The sequence below is a fragment of the Cognatishimia activa genome, from assembly GCF_017798205.1.
GTDB classification, from domain to species: domain Bacteria; phylum Pseudomonadota; class Alphaproteobacteria; order Rhodobacterales; family Rhodobacteraceae; genus Cognatishimia; species Cognatishimia activa_A.
In genome coordinates, this window is the sequence record NZ_CP060010.1 from 1,020,284 (window position 1) to 1,036,564 (window position 16,281).

The 16,281-nt window shown below is 55.8% G+C and carries 15 protein-coding genes; 7 read left to right on the plus strand and 8 right to left on the minus strand.

Annotated elements, in window-relative coordinates; all coding sequences use genetic code 11:
* Nucleotides 1-17: 17 nt before the first annotated feature.
* Complete coding sequence (hydA, locus tag HZ995_RS04940; RefSeq protein WP_209357562.1) at nt 18-1,472, minus strand: dihydropyrimidinase; 1,455 nt, start codon at nt 1,470-1,472, stop codon at nt 18-20.
* A gap of 119 nt (nt 1,473-1,591) precedes the next feature.
* On the opposite strand from hydA, the gene HZ995_RS04945 reads away from it, so the two are divergent.
* A complete protein-coding gene (locus HZ995_RS04945) occupies nt 1,592-2,296 on the plus strand; it encodes a hypothetical protein (RefSeq protein ID WP_209357563.1) in 705 nt (234 codons plus the stop codon).
* A 44-nt stretch (nt 2,297-2,340) separates the two neighbouring features.
* On the opposite strand, the gene HZ995_RS04950 is transcribed toward HZ995_RS04945, so the two are convergent.
* Nucleotides 2,341-3,591 carry a Zn-dependent hydrolase gene (locus HZ995_RS04950; RefSeq protein ID WP_209357564.1) on the minus strand — a complete coding sequence of 417 codons (1,251 nt, stop codon included), beginning with the start codon at nt 3,589-3,591 and terminating at the stop codon, nt 2,341-2,343.
* Between the two features lie 123 nt (nt 3,592-3,714).
* On the opposite strand from HZ995_RS04950, the gene HZ995_RS04955 reads away from it, so the two are divergent.
* Together HZ995_RS04955 and HZ995_RS04960 are read left to right on the plus strand one after the other, a co-directional pair.
* Entirely contained in the window at nt 3,715-4,347 is a 633-nt protein-coding gene (locus HZ995_RS04955; RefSeq protein WP_209357565.1) for a TetR/AcrR family transcriptional regulator, read from the plus strand.
* 59 nt (nt 4,348-4,406) lie between these two features.
* A complete protein-coding gene (locus HZ995_RS04960) occupies nt 4,407-5,024 on the plus strand; it encodes a TetR family transcriptional regulator C-terminal domain-containing protein (protein WP_209357566.1) in 618 nt (205 codons plus the stop codon).
* Between the two features lie 59 nt (nt 5,025-5,083).
* Here the strand turns inward: HZ995_RS04960 and preA are convergent, their stop codons facing one another.
* The 3 genes from preA to HZ995_RS04975 all read right to left on the minus strand — a co-directional run bounded on the left by preA (nt 5,084) and on the right by HZ995_RS04975 (nt 8,831).
* Nucleotides 5,084-6,388 (minus strand): NAD-dependent dihydropyrimidine dehydrogenase subunit PreA, encoded by a 1,305-nt coding sequence (preA, locus tag HZ995_RS04965; protein ID WP_209357567.1) that lies wholly within the window; start codon nt 6,386-6,388, stop codon nt 5,084-5,086.
* Nucleotides 6,389-6,406: 18 nt separating this feature from the next.
* Nucleotides 6,407-7,726, minus strand: a complete 1,320-nt coding sequence (locus tag HZ995_RS04970; RefSeq protein ID WP_209357568.1) for an NAD(P)-dependent oxidoreductase — start codon at nt 7,724-7,726, stop codon at nt 6,407-6,409.
* A gap of 163 nt (nt 7,727-7,889) precedes the next feature.
* On the minus strand, nt 7,890-8,831 hold the full coding sequence (locus HZ995_RS04975) for an ROK family protein (protein WP_209357569.1): 942 nt from the start codon (nt 8,829-8,831) through the stop codon (nt 7,890-7,892).
* A 195-nt stretch (nt 8,832-9,026) separates the two neighbouring features.
* Between HZ995_RS04975 and hemP (HZ995_RS04980) the strand changes: the two genes are divergently transcribed.
* Both hemP (HZ995_RS04980) and hemP (HZ995_RS04985) read left to right on the plus strand, forming a co-directional pair.
* A complete protein-coding gene (gene hemP / locus HZ995_RS04980; protein WP_209357570.1) occupies nt 9,027-9,185 on the plus strand; it encodes a hemin uptake protein HemP in 159 nt (52 codons plus the stop codon).
* A 193-nt stretch (nt 9,186-9,378) separates the two neighbouring features.
* Nucleotides 9,379-9,537 carry a hemin uptake protein HemP gene (hemP, locus tag HZ995_RS04985; protein ID WP_209357571.1) on the plus strand — a complete coding sequence of 53 codons (159 nt, stop codon included), beginning with the start codon at nt 9,379-9,381 and terminating at the stop codon, nt 9,535-9,537.
* Between the two features lie 74 nt (nt 9,538-9,611).
* On the opposite strand, the gene HZ995_RS04990 is transcribed toward hemP (HZ995_RS04985), so the two are convergent.
* The 3 genes from HZ995_RS04990 to HZ995_RS05000 form a co-directional block, all read right to left on the minus strand.
* The gene (locus HZ995_RS04990) at nt 9,612-10,913 is read right to left on the minus strand and encodes an ABC transporter permease (protein WP_432417987.1); all 1,302 of its coding nucleotides are present in this window, start codon (nt 10,911-10,913) and stop codon (nt 9,612-9,614) included.
* Nucleotides 10,914-10,918: 5 nt separating this feature from the next.
* Nucleotides 10,919-11,725 carry a taurine ABC transporter ATP-binding protein gene (locus HZ995_RS04995; RefSeq protein ID WP_209357573.1) on the minus strand — a complete coding sequence of 269 codons (807 nt, stop codon included), beginning with the start codon at nt 11,723-11,725 and terminating at the stop codon, nt 10,919-10,921.
* Nucleotides 11,726-11,825: 100 nt separating this feature from the next.
* Nucleotides 11,826-12,818, minus strand: a complete 993-nt coding sequence (locus tag HZ995_RS05000) for a taurine ABC transporter substrate-binding protein (protein WP_209357574.1) — start codon at nt 12,816-12,818, stop codon at nt 11,826-11,828.
* A 400-nt stretch (nt 12,819-13,218) separates the two neighbouring features.
* Between HZ995_RS05000 and HZ995_RS05005 the strand changes: the two genes are divergently transcribed.
* Both HZ995_RS05005 and HZ995_RS05010 read left to right on the plus strand, forming a co-directional pair.
* Nucleotides 13,219-14,619 (plus strand): aspartate aminotransferase family protein, encoded by a 1,401-nt coding sequence (locus HZ995_RS05005; RefSeq protein WP_209357575.1) that lies wholly within the window; start codon nt 13,219-13,221, stop codon nt 14,617-14,619.
* 104 nt (nt 14,620-14,723) lie between these two features.
* Complete coding sequence (locus tag HZ995_RS05010; RefSeq protein WP_209357576.1) at nt 14,724-16,184, plus strand: PLP-dependent aminotransferase family protein; 1,461 nt, start codon at nt 14,724-14,726, stop codon at nt 16,182-16,184.
* Nucleotides 16,185-16,281: the final 97 nt, after the last annotated feature.

Consider the following 16,281-nt stretch of genomic DNA (forward strand, 5'->3'; position numbering starts at 1 on the left):
CCCTTTGGGCTGTCGTTCTATACCCCGGTGGCCGGAATGCCTGTGCGCTGCACAGGACGGGGCGCGGTGAGATCTTTCCAGGTCGAAAGGGCTTTGTTCACGGTGCCGTTCGCGTCACGGGACACGAACTTGCCATGGCCCTCTTGGGTTTTGATTTCCCCGTCCGCGACCGCGACCTGTCCACGGGTCAAGGTATAGCGCGGCAGGCCTTTGACGTGCTTGCCTTCGAACACATTGTAGTCGATCGCAGACTGTTGGCTTCCAGCCGTAATGGTCTTTTCCTTCTCAGGGTCCCAGACCACGAGGTCTGCATCCGCACCCACCAAAACAGCGCCCTTCGTCGGATAGCAATTCAGGATCTTGGCGATATTGGTCGACGTCACAGCCACAAATTCATTCGGCGTCAGACGACCTGTCGCGACGCCGTGCGTCCAGAGCATCGGCATCCGGTCTTCAAGGCCTCCGGTGCCATTCGGGATCTTGGAGAAATCGCCAACGCCATAGCGTTTCTGCTCTGTCGTGAAGGCACAGTGGTCTGTGGCAACCACACTCAGAGACCCCGATTGCAGGCCCGCCCAAAGCGATTCCTGATGCCGCGCATCCCGGAACGGAGGCGACATCACACGGCGCGCGGCATGGTCCCAATCATCGACGAAGTATTCCCGCTCATCCAAGGTCAGGTGCTGAATCAGAGGCTCGCCCCAAACCCGTTTCCCCTGTTGACGCGCGCGGCGGATCGCTTCGTGGGCCTCTTCGCAGGAAGTATGCACTACATAGAGCGGCACGCCCGCCATGTCGGCGATCATAATGGCGCGATTTGTGGCCTCTCCTTCGACCTGGCTGGGGCGCGAATAGGCGTGGCCTTCGGGGCCGGTGTTGCCTTCGGCGATCAGTTTTGCGGTGAGTTCTGCAACCACGTCTCCGTTTTCGGCATGGACCATGGCGATGGCACCAAGTTCGGAGAGGCGGTTGAAGGAAGCAAAGAGCTCGTCATCATTGACCATCAACGCGCCTTTGTAGGCGAGGAAATGTTTGAACGTATTGATGCCGCGCTGCTGAACCACGGTCTGCATGTCGTTAAAGACCTGCTCGCCCCACCATGTGACCGCCATGTGGAAGGAGTAATCGCAATTCGCGCGGGTGGATTTATTATCCCAACGTTTGATCGCGTCCAGAAGGCTCTCACCCTGATTTGGCAGGCAGAAATCGACCACCATCGTGGTGCCGCCAGCCAGTCCAGCGCGAGTGCCGGATTCAAAATCATCGCTGGAATAGGTACCCATGAATGGCATTTCCAAATGCACATGCGGATCGATACCGCCGGGCATCACATAACAGCCTGTAGCGTCCAATTCTTCGTTTCCAGACAAACCCTTACCGATTTCTGTGATCACGCCGTTTTCGATAAGAACATCGGCCTCATAGGTCAGATCTGCGGTGACGATTGTACCGTTCTTAATAACTGTCGACATGGCTACACACTCCCTTAGGTGTTGGCAAATTGCGCTGAGTAACGGGCGTTTAAGAAATTTCTGACATCGTAACGCTCAACAGAGTTTTGCAGGCGGAATCGATGACACGACGATGGATAATGGCCAGTTTTCTGGGGCTGATCTTGTCTTTGATGGTGCCCCGCATCGCGGTGGCAGAAGACTGGCTCTTGGTGGAAACGCGCAAGGTGCCAGGCAGTTGCGCGCATCCGCTGCTTTGCTTGCCAAAATCCGAGTTGGCCTCGCGCCATTTGCTGAAGCTCACGCGTAAAAACCAAAACAGCTTCTTTGGCTTTTTGAAATCTGTTGCCAGTGTCAGCGGCATTCCCGATGCGGCTGTGGCCGGGCTGCATCCTCCCGAACCCCAAGCGCTGCACAAACTGGACCTCGCGCCCAAACTGCGCCCGCTTGTTGATCACCCCGGCGTCTATTTTGACACGGTAAAACTGGATGAGGGCGAGGTTACCGCGGAGTTTTCGGAGTATGTCAAACGCAAGCTGGGGGCCCTTGGGCTGAAGTTTCTGACCGAAGAAGAATGGGAGGCCACGCCGGGCAAGCCGACCCTCTCGATCCGCTATGCCGCGCGACTTGAGTCCGCTGGGTGCATCGTGCCCTTTTCTGTCTCTATGACCCTCAAAGAAGAGGTCGTTCTGGTGCGTGACCCAAGCCAGAAAATCAGCGCGACGATCTGGACTTATTCGCGCCGACAGAATCTTGCGAATACGAACTACGGCCCCACTAATTCGCTTTGGGAGATCGTTGCGAAATTCGAAAAGGACTGGCGCGAAGCGAATAGCGCTGGCTGATCTTTGGCCAGAAGCGGACACGATATGATCAGCCAAACTGCGCATCAGCTGACGATTTCGGCCGTCTCTAGTACGGCATGCATCAAGACATCCGCACCTGCCGCAGCCCATTCTTTGGAAATTTCCTCGGCTTCATTGTGAGACAGGCCATCCACACAGGGACACATGATCATTGCCGTGGGCGCGACATCGTTGATCCAACACGCATCATGCCCAGCGCCGCTGACGATATCCATATGGGAATACCCCAGGCGTTCAGCCGCATCGCGGATTGACCCAACCAGCGTTTCGTCAAACGCTGGGGGATCGAATTGACCGACGATCTCGCAGGAAAATTCCACTCCAATGTCCTCACAAAGCTTTGGCGCTTTCTCCATGAGTTCTTCTGCCATCGCGTTGAGCTTGTCCAAAAGATGCGTCCGCATATCGACGGTAAAGACGACCTTGCCCGGTATGATGTTGCGCGAGTTTGGATAAACGTCGATGTGACCGATCGCTCCAACTGCGTTGGGCTGGTTCTTCATCGCGATTTCTTGCACGAGCTCGGTAATCAGGGCGAGGCCTCGCCCTGCGTTCTTGCGCATGCTCATGGGGGTCGATCCGGTGTGGCTTTCTTTGCCCGTCACCGTGCATTCGATCCAGCGCAGGCCCTGTCCGTGGGTCACGACGCCAATATCCTTGTTTTCGGCCTCTAGGATCGGCCCCTGTTCGATGTGCAATTCAAACATCGCATGCATCTTGCGCGCGCCGACTTCTTCGTCGCCAACCCAGCCAATGCGTGCCAATTCGTCACCAAATCGTTTGCCCTCAGCATCAACGCGGTCATAGGCCCAATCCTGCGTGTGTTTGCCCGCGAATACACCGGACGCCAGCATCGCGGGGGCAAACCGCGTGCCCTCCTCATTCGTCCAGTTGGTCACAACAATCGGATGTTTCGTCTTGATCCCAAGGTCATTCATCGTGCGGATCGCTTCGAGGCCACCTAGGACGCCAAGTACCCCATCGTACTTGCCGCCCGTGGGCTGGGTATCCAAATGCGAGCCGACATAGACCGGCAGCGCCTCTGGATCCTCGCCAGCGCGGGTTGCAAACATATTGCCCATGGTGTCCACCCCCATGGTCATGCCTGCAGCCTCGCACCATTCCTGAAACAGGGCACGCCCTGTCGCGTCGTCATCAGTCAGAGTTTGGCGATTGTTGCCGCCTGCGATGCCGGGACCAATCTTGGCCATCTCCATCAAGCTGTCCCACAGCCGATCCCCGTTGATCTTCAGGTTTTCCCCTGGAACCGCCATCTTAACCCTCCACCGAAAACATCAAACATACACTTGTCTGAAAAAGTTCCTGACCATATGGTCAAGAAGAGGTCACCATATGTTGACTAACCGGTCAAGATTTTTTTCAGGATGAATCCCCCCATGGCGCAAGCAAAACGCGCAAGCAGCAAAAAAGAGCGTCGCCAGGAAAGCGAAACGCTTATTTTGGCAGCAGCAGAAAAAGTCTTTGCCGAAGCAGGTTATGGCGGTGCCACAATGCAACTGATCGCTGATCTGGCGGGTCTGCCAAAGGCCAACCTGCACTATTACTTCCCGACCAAAGAAGCGCTTTATCGTCAGGTGGTTGAAAACATTTTTCAGATCTGGCTTGAAGCTGCGGATGCCTTCGACGAAGCGGATGGTCCTCGAGAGGGATTGGGCGCTTATATCGACGCAAAGATGGAGATCAGCAGACGCCAGCCCGCAGGCTCCAAGGTTTGGGCCTTTGAGGTCATGCACCGCGCACCTATCATTCAGGATTATTTGGAAACCACTTTGATGGAGTGGACGAAAGGGCGGGCTCAGCTGATCCAGGGCTGGATCGAAGAAGGCCTTATGGACCCGATTGATCCGCAGATTCTCTTGAATATGATTTGGGCCACGACCCAGCACTATGCGGATTTCAGCCACCAAATCGAGGTCCTGAACGGCAGCGAACCCCTGTCGGATGAACAGTGGGCTGCCGCCAAAACGGATGTGAAAAACATCATTCTAAAGGGTTTGGGCGTCAAATAACGCGTCTGGACCCCGCGCCAAAGCTCACTTAGGCTAAAGAATGAGACAAGAGACTTTCTATGGCGCCGAACGAGCAGACAGCTAAGAAACCAAGCCGCATTCAGCTTCGCAACCGGAGTAAAATTCTGGAAGCGGCCCTGGATGTGTTTTCGACGCATGGATATCGTGGTTCAACGCTTGATCAGATCGCCGAGGCCGCGGGCCTGTCTAAGCCCAACATCCTCTATTACTTTGACGGCAAAGAAGAGATCTTTGTCACGTTGCTGGGCAGCCTCGTAGATCAATGGATCGAGCCTCTGCGCCAGATTGATCCCGACGGCGAGCCCCTGGAAGAAATCCGCCGCTATGTTGCTCGCAAAGTACAGATGTCCAAAGACATGGAGCGTGAAAGCCGTTTGTTTGCGAACGAGATCCTGCAAGGTGCACCACGGATTGGCGAGCATTTGTCTGGCGACCTGCAAGAGTTGTTTACGCGCACGACGGGCATTTTAACGGCATGGATGGACCAAGGGAAAATTGCCCAGGTGGATCCAGAACACCTGCTCTATTCCATCTGGGCGACAACGCAGCATTACGCGGATTTCAGGTCGCAGATTGATATGCTGTCTGGCCACGGAAAGATCGATAGTGCGGACGCTTTTCTTGACCAGCTCTACGTCAAACTTCTGACCCCTTAAAATAGGAAAGCCGACCCAAAAGGGCCGACTTTCTCAGGGTTGGGAAAGTGGGGTTAACCCTATTCTGCGGCTTGAACAGACGGGTTATTAGGGTGTCCCAACCAGTTGCCATACTCTGCTTCAACGGGCTGCCCTGTGCGCTCATCCATGGCGCCGGGAGCGAGCGTTTCCATGGTGATGCAATTGTCGACAGGGCAGACATTGACGCAGAGGTTGCAGGCCACGCATTCATCGTCTTTGACGTCAAACACGCGATCTTCTGACATCGAAATCGCTTGGTGGCTCGTGTCTTCACAGGCTGCATAGCAGCGCCCACACGAGATACAGAGGTCCTGATTAATCCGTGCCTTGGTGACGTGGTTCAGGTTCAGGTATTGCCAGTCGGTGACATTTGGCACTGCGCGCCCGACCAGATCAGCGATCGAGGTCATGCCCTTCTCGTCCATATACTGGCTTAGGCCTGAAATCATTTCCTGCACGATTTTAAAGCCATAGGTCATCGCCGCCGTACAGACCTGCACATTGCCCGCGCCCAGCGCCATGAACTCGGCCGCATCGCGCCAAGTAGTGACACCGCCAATGCCTGAAATTGGCAACCCATGTGTTTCCGGGTTCCGCGCAATCTCTGCCACCATATTCAAGGCAATAGGCTTCACCGCCGGGCCGCAATAGCCACCATGGGTGCCTTTGCCGTCAATCGTTGGCTCTGGCGCGAAGCTATCCAGGTTCACCGAGGTGATCGAGTTGATCGTATTGATCAGGCTGACCGCATCGGCCCCTCCTCGTTTGGCCGCTTCGGCGGGATAGAGGATATTCGTGATGTTTGGCGTGAGCTTGACGATCACCGGCAGGTCGGTGGCCTCTTTGCACCAGCGCGCGACCATTTCGATATAGTCAGGCACCTGCCCAACTGCAGAGCCCATGCCACGTTCAGCCATCCCATGTGGACAGCCAAAGTTCAGCTCGAACCCGTCACATCCGGTTTCCGCGATCATGGGCAGGATCTTTTTCCAGGAGTCTTCTTCGCAAGGTACCATCACCGAGGCAACCAGCGCGTGATCGGGGTAATCCCGTTTGACCCGCAGCATTTCCTCAAGGTTCACCTCAAGCGGGCGATCTGTGATCAATTCGATATTGTTTAGGCCCAAGAGCCGCCGATCCGCACCATGGATCGCGCCATAGCGGGGCCCGTTGACGTTCACGACCGGAGGCCCTTCTTCGCCAAGGGTCTTCCAGACGACCCCGCCCCAACCGGCCTCAAAGGCGCGGCGGACGTTGTATTCTTTGTCCGTGGGCGGCGCAGAGGCCAGCCAGAAGGGGTTCGGGGATTTGATACCTACAAATTCGCTTTCGAGATTGGCCATTTTGCTGATCTCCTCTGCTTAGGCCGACAAGGCGGCGTGAATGTCTTCGGCCGCATCACGGCCTTCGGCGACAGCGGTCACGGTGAGGTCTTCGCCACCAGAGGCACAGTCGCCTCCGGCCCAGACGCCTGACATGCTGGTGCGCCCTGCTCCGGAGACTGTGATCTTGCCTCGGTCGATGTCTGGCAGATCGTCTCCGACGAGCGTCTGACCAATGGCCTTGAACACCTGATCTGCGGCCAGTCGGAAAGTTTCGCCCGTCGGAGCCAAATCGTCATCGGTATACTCGAACTCAATCTCGCGCACCGAGCCGTTGCCAATCACAGCACGAGGCGAAGCGTTGGTGATGATCCGCACGCCCTTGGACGCCGCCAGATCCTGTTCGAACTCAGAGGCGTTCATCCGGTCTTTGCCACGACGATACACCAAGGACACATTAAGCGCGCCCAAAAGCTTTGCCTGAACCGCCGCATCAACAGCGGTCATGCCGCCGCCAATCACAACGACATCACGCCCGATCGCAACGGAACCGAACTCCGAGGCTTGCCGCAGGTCCGCGATGAAATCCACCGCATCCAACACGCCATCCTTGTCTTCGCCCTCACACCGCAGCGCATTCACACCGCCAAGTCCAATGCCCAGGAAGACAGCATCGAACTCGGAGGTGAGGTCGCTCAGGGTCATCCCCTCCCCAAGCGACTTGCCGGTCTCGACTGTGATGCCTCCGATCTGAAACAGCCAGTCGACTTCTCTTGCGGCAAAATTATCGACGGATTTGTAGGTGGCGATGCCATATTCATTCAGGCCGCCTGCCTTCGGACGCGGGTCAAAAATCACCACGTCATGGCCCTTGCTGGCCAAACGGTGCGCACAGGACAATCCCGCAGGCCCCGCTCCGACGACCGCCACTTTTTTGCCTGTAGAGGCCGCGCGCTCAAACGGATGCACATTCGCATCCATCAGTGTATCAGTTGCATAACGCTGGAGTTCGCCGATCTTCACCGGCTTGCCCTCAGCCGCCTCGCGCACACAGGCTTGTTCACACAGAGTTTCCGTCGGGCAAACCCGCGCACACATACCGCCCAGAATATTCTGGGACAGGATCGTCTTGGCCGCCGCCTCTGGCGTACCAGAAGCGATTTGCCGGATGAACAACGGGATATCGATGTCCGTCGGGCAGGCCGTGATACAAGGCGCATCGTGGCAGAAATAGCAACGATCTGCGGCGACCATCGCCTCATGCCCATCAAGCGGCGAATGAAGATCGGCGAAGTTGTCGTCAATCACATCCTTTGCCAATCGACCGGCCACAACACCCGGCGTCATTTGACTCGTCATAACTCTCTCCTGTCTGGGTTTTCCCTGGATCGGAATTATTTTTATCATTCGGTCAAATTTTTATTTAGTCAACGAATATTTTCGAAAGGGGACGCGAACACGCAAAAACAAAAAGGCGCGCTCAATATTTGAGCACGCCAAAATTTCCGCGATATCGATGATTTTAATCTGAAATCTGTCTCAGATAGCGCGCGCAGCCTTTAAGGGCCGCAAAGTCATCGTCAATCAGGGTGACCGTGAAACCATTGAGCAACTCGTTGAACTCTCCTTTGTCCGCCATCTGCGCGGCAAAACCGAGACTTTCAAAATATGGCGTCACGGCGCGGGACACGCCTCCGGTGAAATAGATGCCACCGTAGGGCAAATGCGTGATCGCAAGATCTCCGGTAACTGCGGCCAATACGGTCATGTAATCGCGCATGGCGGCCGCAGCAGTCTCATCCCCCTCTGACACAAGCTGCATAACCTCTCCTGCTGGCAAACGGGTGCCCGCATGAACTTCGTATATATTTTGCAAGCCCTGCCCCGCCAGCAGCCATTCGATGCGGACGCCGCCGCATTTCGCTTCGATTTTGGCATAGAGGTCGGACAGATCTGATCGGTAGGGCGCAGTCATGTGGCCAGCTTCGCAGGACGGCACGATCAGGCGGTCTTTGTCTTTGTGGACCGGCACGATATTGAACCCTGTTCCCAGACCGATCACCAACCGAGACCCGACACGCCCAGGCGTACCTTTGCTCAGCGTTTTCAACGATCCAGCCGGCAAGTCATCCAAAGCAAACCCCTGAGCTTGCAAGTCGTTGATAACATCCACTGCCGGGGCTCCTGTTACGCGCGCGATGACGTCCCGGTCGATCTTCCAATCCAAGTTGGTCATTTGCGCCACACCATTGACGACCAAACCTGCGGCCCCTGCGCATGCGCCGGCCAACGGCCCTGGCTGTGCTTTGGCCAAATAGGCTTCGATCACGGATTGGAAACTCCCGCTGTCGGCATTTTTGTAGCGCTCTGTGGACCCTTCGATCAGACCGTTTTCATCCGCCAATCCGACGCGGGTGTTGGTGCCTCCGATATCGGCAACAAGGAAGAAACGGCTTGAAGACATAGGTGCGACTTTCGGGCTCTGCGATAATGTTAGCGCTCAACAACGCCCTTTCTCTATGAACAGTGTTTGCCCATCCGTTCAAGTGGTTCTTGTCGCGCTGACCCAAAAAACAATTTCCGATTAAAATAATAGGAATTGACTTTACCGATTAAATTAGTCAGAAATTAAGCGTAACCTACAGACAGGAAGCTCGACATGACTTTGCAAACCCAAATCTCGACCGCAGCCGATACGACACCGATCCATAGTGCAGATCTATTGACTGGGGAAAATGGATTGGCACGCATCGTTCTGAACGACCAGATTTATACTCTTCGCATCACGCGCGCCGGGAAGCTTATTCTGACTAAATAGCGTAAACATTCCCGAACCATGCAATTAAGGCGCTGATTTTTTCAGCACCTGCTTTCTTTTCGCGCTCGATCTGATCGAAAATTTAGCATTTCTAAATAATATGTAAAATATTTGTGAAACTAATCGCATCTAGGTTGACTCGCCCTATAGTGGCATTTATGTAATATCATAACCGATGAAAGAAAAGAAACGCATGTCAGTACAAGATCCTGTCCCGCCGAAACCTACGAGCATCCCATACTACAACGCAAAGGCCCTTCTCGGGCGGGGCAGCGAAGCGCGGATCATGTTGGACGACAAACTCTACACGCTTCGCATAACACGTGCAGGCAAACTCATTCTGACTAAATGAGCACTCTGAACCAGCACGCAAAAAAGGCGCCCTCCTTCCCCTGGCGCCTTTTTTCGTTTTTATAGTGCTTTGACTTAGACTTTACCCTTCCACGGGATCAGCCAGTTTTCCAAAGCGCGCATCCCTACCTCGATCATAAAGCCGATGATCCCGATCACGATGATCCCGACGATAATGATGTCGGTTTGCTGGAATTTCGACGCGGTCACAATCATCTTGCCAAGGCCAACGTTCGCCGCAACCAGCTCGGCCGCAACAACGGTGCCCCAACAGACCCCCATCGCAACGCGCGCGCCGGTGAAGATATCCGGCAGCGAGTTCGGCACGATCACGCGGCTGAGGATCTGCCACTTGGACGCCCCCAGCGAATAGGCCGCATGGACCTTGGAAATCGCCACGCCGGACACGCCGGATCGGGCCGCGATGATCATAATCCAGAGCGCGGCAAGGAAGAGGAGAACCACCTTGCCGAGCTCTCCGATCCCGAACCAAATAATGATCAGCGGGATCAAAGCGAGTGGAGGAATAGGACGCATGAATTCGACGATCGGATCAAACCATCCGCGCGACCAGCTGGTCAGGCCCATGGCGTAGCCGATTGGGATGCCGACCAAGGCCCCAAAGAGGAAGCCAAGCAGAACACGTTGCAGCGAGAACCGCGTGTGTTCGAGCAGCGTGTAGCCCTGATAGCCCTCTTGGTTCAGCCAGAAAAAGCGGCTGAACACGATCTCGGGCGCTGGCAGATAGAGCCGCGCCATGCGCAGACCAGTGGCCGGCGCGAAGGTCGGCGTGCCTTTGTCAGTCAAGGAAATCGTGCCCTCTGGGATCTCGACGGCCTCGCCCGGACCAACCGGAATACCGTTCAAGGCAACGACGGTAGAGCCCTCTTTCTTGGAAACCTCATCGTTTTTCCAAACGTTGATCACCTTGAACCCATAGCGCGCCACGGTAAGGGAATCGTTTTTCGCGAACCCTTCGCCCGGATCAACTGCAGCAGGCTCAGGCTCTTGACCCGGATTGCCGTCGGCATCCACCGTCTGCTGAATGTCTTCGCGATAGACTCGCATGGTGACCTCAGCATCATCCGTCGTGCCGTCTTCAAGCTGCGCTGTGTAGGTAAAGGTCACATCGCCGCTAAACGGACCCGGCAGTTTCGGCAAAGGAATCACCGAGTTGGTGAAGGCCACCCAAAGCCAAAACACTGTAATCACAGAGATCACAGAAGCCACACGATTGGCTTTGACCGCGCTTTCGTCGCCAAAGGTCACCGTCTTAAGCGAGTTGAACCCTTCACGCTCAAAGAAGCTTTTCAACAAACGCGAGGAGATAAGATACGTTCCAAAGAACGCGACCACATAAAGGCCGAGAACAAGCAAACCGGTCATGCGTTTTCCTCCGCCCGGCCCATGATTTCTTCTTCCATGTTCCAGATCATTTCCAGGATCTCTTCGCGGGTGCCCGCATAATCCTTATGTTTCTTAACTTCGCGCAGGTCATTGCCGACGCCGAGGTCTGCAAATGGCAGGCGATATTCTTTGTGAACACGCCCCGGACGTGGTGCCATCACCAAAAGGCGCTCGCCCAACAGCAGTGCTTCTTCGACCGAGTGGGTGATCAGAATGATCGTCTTGCCCGTGTCTTTCCACAGATCCAAAACAAGGCTCTGCATCTTTTCCCGCGTCAGCGCATCCAGTGCGCCCAGCGGTTCATCCATCAGGATCACGTCAGGGTCATTGGCCAGACAACGGGCCAAGGCCACACGCTGCTGCATCCCGCCGGAAAGCTCGTAGATCGCTTTCTCTTTAAAATCCTGCAGCCCGACAACTTCGAGAAGATGCTCCACCTTCTCTTTGCTCTCCGCGCGGCTGACACCCTTCATGTCAGGTCCGAACGAGACGTTGTCACGCACATTCATCCATTCAAACAACGCGCCCTGCTGGAATACCATGCCACGTTCCGGGCTTGGTCCCGTCACCAGCTTGTCGTTGAGTTTAATCTGACCCTCCGTCGGAGCCAAAAACCCGGCCACGATGTTCAAGAGAGTTGTTTTACCACAGCCCGACGGCCCGAGCACACTCATGAGTTCGCCGGATTTAATATCCAACGAGACATTTTGCAGCGCCTGAACATGACCGCCGCTGGGCAAATCAAAGCGCATTGAAATGTTGTCTATGAAAAGTCCAGACACCTGGATCCCCTTCTTACAAAGATGGGTCGCACACGTTTAACGTGCACGATAACGATGAAAAAAGGGCGCTAAACTCGGTTAGCGCCCTCTCTCAATACTCTTATTGAGACGCCGCGAGCGGGTCTGCGTTCACATTGTCCGCATAGGATGCTTTTGACGCATCAATAGAACCGGAGTTCACGAATACGTCTGCAACACCCTTCATGAAGGTCTGTGCATTGCCACCAAGCCATGCGCTGGACAGCTGCTCTTCAACAGTTGGGAAGACGAAAGTTGCCAGAGTCGCCGCGGTATCCGCTTCGCTCATACCCGCGTCTTTCGCGATCACTGGCAGCATTTTCGCGCGGTTGGCTTCATCCGCCCACATCGCGTTTGCCGCTGCAGTCACACCCAGGAAGGCCGCCGCTTGGTCGCTGTTTTCCGCAACATAGGAGGTTGGCGCGGTTGTCGCGTCAAACACCAGAATGCCCAGCTCGGTTTTCTCGGCACCGGTCAGCAGCACGTTGCCAGAGTTCAGCATACGACGCAGCGCGCCACCCCAGCCACAGGACATGTCCACGGCGCCTTGGCTCAGCGCCGCTTCACCTTCGGCTGGTGCCATGTCGACGATTTCCAGGCTCGCCAGATCAACACCGAAGTGCTCCATCTGCTTCAGGAAGCCGTAGTGCGCCGCGGTACCCAGAGGAACAGCGACTTTCTTACCGGCCAGTTCGCCTGCGGAATCTTTGTCGATTTCCAGATCCGCACGCACAACGCAGTTGTCATTGTCCGCGTAGGAGACGGCCACGTCCAGAACCTGAAGGTCCTGACCCGCGGAGGTCGCAACCACGAACGGTGGGATACCTTGGCTGACAGAGATCTGAACGTCGCCAGATGCCATCGCCGCGCTCATCGCGGTACCTGTGTCAAAGCTGACCCAGTTGATGTTGACGCCCAGGGCCTCTTCATACATGCCAGTTTCTTTCGCGTACTGGAATGGCATTGGCCACTCGAGGAAGTATGCGACGGTGATATCATCAGCCTGCGCCGCTTGAGCCCCTGCCAGGATCGAAGTCGTGGCGGCCAATGCGGCGAAAGTTGTCTTGAATTTCATAGTTTAGCTCCCGTTGATACGATGCCGCAAAAACACGCGGCTTGGTTTGGGTCGCAGCTTTTCGCTGTCTATTAAGTGCGCAGGTTCCCCTGCTGCCCCTTGATCCGACGGCATTTTTTCCAATCTGGCAAATAAAAAATGAAACCGCTTACAGGGTAATTCTTTTTTTGACCAGTTGGTAAATTAGCGATATGATACGCAAAATCACACGATTTCATGATGTTAGAAAGTGCATCCCATTGACGCGACTGACGAAGACCTTAATTTTGGACTTAATCAGAGATGGATCTGGACCTATTCGAATGCCCAAGATCAGAGCGAGGATGCGCCACAACGGGGCGAGTCTGTTCTCGCTCAGAATCTCGTGAAAACGCTTTAGAAACAATAAGGAGAGCCTGCGATGGATGGCAATCACCTCGACAACGACCTGTCCCGAGTCATCGCGGCAGATAAGGCCAATGTCTGGCACCACCTGTTCCAACACAAGGTGCTCGAAGAGAACGACCCGCGCATTATTGTCGAAGGCAAAGGCATGCGCGTCTGGGATCAGAACGGCAAGGAATGGCTGGATGCTGTGTCCGGCGGCGTCTGGACTGTAAACGTTGGCTATGGCCGTGAATCCATCGCAAAGGCCGTGCATGATCAGATCTTGAAGATGTGCTATTTCGCGCAGGCGGCTGGGTCCGTTCCAGGTGCTTTATTCGCCGAAAAACTCATCGAGAAAATGCCAGGCATGAGCCGCGTTTACTATGTGAACTCGGGCTCTGAGGCCAATGAGAAGGCCTTCAAAATGGTGCGCCAGATCGCGCACAAGAAATACGGCGGCAAGAAAACCAAGATCCTTTATCGCGACCGCGACTACCACGGCTCGACCTTGGCGACGATGTCCGCGGGCGGTCAGCAAGAGCGCAACATGCAATACGGCCCCTTCGCGCCGGACTTCATCAAAGTTCCGCACTGCATGGAATACCGCAAGCACGAACATGGGATGGAGCATCTTGAAGGCGAAGAACTCGGCATCGCGATGGCAAACCTCATCGAAGAGGTCATCCTGCAAGAAGGCCCTGACACCGTCGGCGCGCTTTGCCTAGAGCCCGTCACCGCAGGTGGTGGCGTGATCGAGGCGCCAGAAGGCTATTGGCCGCGCGTTCAAGAGATCTGCAAACAGTATGATGTGCTGCTGCACATCGACGAAGTGGTCTGCGGCATCGGCCGGACGGGCACCGAGTGGTTTGGCTATCAGCACTATGGCATCAAGCCGGATTTCGTGACGATGGCGAAAGGTGTGGCCTCTGGTTATGCGGCGATTGCGGTGATGGTCACGACCGAAGAGGTCTTCAATATGTTCAAGGACGACGCCAGCGATCCGATGAACTATTTCCGCGATATTTCGACCTTTGGCGGCTGCACAGCCGGCCCTGCGGCGGCGCTGGAAAACATGCGCATCATCGAAGACGAAGGCCTGCTGGAAAACTGCACCGCCATGGGCGCGCGCTTGCGCGGCAACCTCGAAGCGCTGATGGAGAAACACTCAGTGATTGGCGACGTGCGTGGCAAGGGTCTCTTTATGGGGGCCGAACTGGTCAGCGACCGAGACACCAAAGAGCCGGCGCCTGAGGCCAAAGTTCAGGCGGTCATCGCCGAATGCGGTGCGCAGGGTGTGATCATCGGCGCGACCAACCGCTCGGTTCCGGGCCGCAACAACACGCTCTGCTTCAGCCCAGCGCTGATCGCGACAGCGGACGACATCGACAAGATCACAGAGGCCGTTGACGTGGCCCTGACTCGCGTCTTTGGCTGAAAAATCGGGCTGCGCCACTACGGCGCGGCCCATTCGCCCGATTTGAATTGAGAATCGCGGCAGACCAGATTGATCCCCCTCTAGGTCCAGTTTAACGTGGCACCATGGCCATCTCTGTCGACACGTTCTTTCTGAACCCGCATTTCCAAGGCACTCTGCAGTCGCAGATCCAACAGATCATCGCCGAGGCGATTCTATCGGGGCGTTTTCGGCAGGGCGAGAAACTGCCGTCGACGCGCAAACTGGCAACGCATCTGGGTATCAGCCGGATTACGGTGACGCTGGCCTACACCGAACTCTTGGCGAATGACTATCTTACGTCGCGTGGTCGGTCAGGGTATTTTGTGTCCGAGAACGCACCTGAACCGCCGTCTTTCAATACGTTGCGCCAAACCGAAGACGCGGTGGACTGGTCCCGCGCCATCGGCAGTCGCTATACAGGTGGCAATGCGCTGAGCAAGCCGCAGAACTGGGCGAAATATAAGTATAATTTCATCTACGGACAGTCGGACCCCTCAATTTTTGATCACGCAAACTGGCGGCTATGCGCGCTTCAAGCCCTTGGTCAAAAAGACTTTTTCGCACTGACATCCGACTATTATGAACACGACGACGAACGTCTGGTCGAGTTCATTCTGCGCCATTCCTTAACGCGCCGTGGCATTCTTGCGCGGCCAGAAAACGTGTTGATTACGCTTGGCGCGCAGAACGCTCTTTGGCTGACGGCCCAAGTTCTTCTGACCCAGCGCCGCACGGCCGTGATTGAAGATCCCTGCTATCCTGCCTTGCGCGATATCCTCAGCCAATCACGCTGTCACGTTGTGCCTCTTCCCGTTGACCAGGACGGTTTGCCACCTGATACGATCCCGCCGCATTCCGACGTGATCTTTACCACGCCCAGCCACCAGTGTCCGACCACGGCAACCATGCCGATGGCCCGCCGCGAAGCGCTTTTGGAACGCGCCCGCGACATCGACGCGCTGATTGTCGAGGACGACTACGAGTTCGAAATGTCTTTCCTCAAGTCGCCATCGCCTTCGCTCAAATCGCTCGATGAAGATGGGCGCGTGATCTATGTCGGTAGCTTTTCCAAATCTGTCTTCCCCGGCCTGCGCCTCGGCTATCTCGTTGGTTCTGAAAGCTTTATTCGCGAGGCCCGCGCCTTGCGCTCGCTTGTTTTGCGCCATCCGCCGGGCCACACGATGCGCACTGCGGCCTATTTCCTTGGCCTTGGTCACTATGACGCTTTGATCCGCCGCACCCGAAATGAATTCGCCAAACGTCGCGATGTGATGCAAACAGCCATCGCGAATTTCGGCCTGCAGATCGCCAGCCATGAAACCCACGGAGGCTCGTCTTTCTGGATGCAGGCCCCGCGCGGCACCGACACCGAAGCCCTCGCGGCCAAGCTGATCGAGAAAAGCGTTTTGATCGAACCGGGCCGTCCTTTCTTTCATGGGCGCACCCGCCCTCGCGAATATTTCCGACTGGCCTATTCCTCGATCAATACCACCCGAATCCCGGAAGGGATCGAGTTGATTGCCAAGGCCTTAAAAGAGGGTTAGCACCTTCTGGACTTATCGGCGCATCATTCTGGCCCTACGCGCCAGCGCGCCGAGCCGCATATTCTGTTGCAGATGAATTCACGCCTGCCACGGAGCG

Bases quoted from the DNA above. Each gene is read 5' to 3' on its own strand.
- hydA (WP_209357562.1), bottom strand. From the start codon at position 1,472: ATGTCGACAGTTATTAAGAACGGTACAATCGTCACCGCAGATCTGACC.
- HZ995_RS04945 (WP_209357563.1), top strand. From the start codon at position 1,592: ATGGCCAGTTTTCTGGGGCTGATCTTGTCTTTGATGGTGCCCCGCATC.
- HZ995_RS04950 (WP_209357564.1), bottom strand. From the start codon at position 3,591: ATGGCGGTTCCAGGGGAAAACCTGAAGATCAACGGGGATCGGCTGTGG.
- HZ995_RS04955 (WP_209357565.1), top strand. From the start codon at position 3,715: ATGGCGCAAGCAAAACGCGCAAGCAGCAAAAAAGAGCGTCGCCAGGAA.
- HZ995_RS04960 (WP_209357566.1), top strand. From the start codon at position 4,407: ATGGCGCCGAACGAGCAGACAGCTAAGAAACCAAGCCGCATTCAGCTT.
- preA (WP_209357567.1), bottom strand. From the start codon at position 6,388: ATGGCCAATCTCGAAAGCGAATTTGTAGGTATCAAATCCCCGAACCCC.
- HZ995_RS04970 (WP_209357568.1), bottom strand. From the start codon at position 7,726: ATGACGAGTCAAATGACGCCGGGTGTTGTGGCCGGTCGATTGGCAAAG.
- HZ995_RS04975 (WP_209357569.1), bottom strand. From the start codon at position 8,831: ATGTCTTCAAGCCGTTTCTTCCTTGTTGCCGATATCGGAGGCACCAAC.
- hemP (WP_209357570.1), top strand. From the start codon at position 9,027: ATGACTTTGCAAACCCAAATCTCGACCGCAGCCGATACGACACCGATC.
- hemP (WP_209357571.1), top strand. From the start codon at position 9,379: ATGTCAGTACAAGATCCTGTCCCGCCGAAACCTACGAGCATCCCATAC.
- HZ995_RS05000 (WP_209357574.1), bottom strand. From the start codon at position 12,818: ATGAAATTCAAGACAACTTTCGCCGCATTGGCCGCCACGACTTCGATC.
- HZ995_RS05005 (WP_209357575.1), top strand. From the start codon at position 13,219: ATGGATGGCAATCACCTCGACAACGACCTGTCCCGAGTCATCGCGGCA.
- HZ995_RS05010 (WP_209357576.1), top strand. From the start codon at position 14,724: ATGGCCATCTCTGTCGACACGTTCTTTCTGAACCCGCATTTCCAAGGC.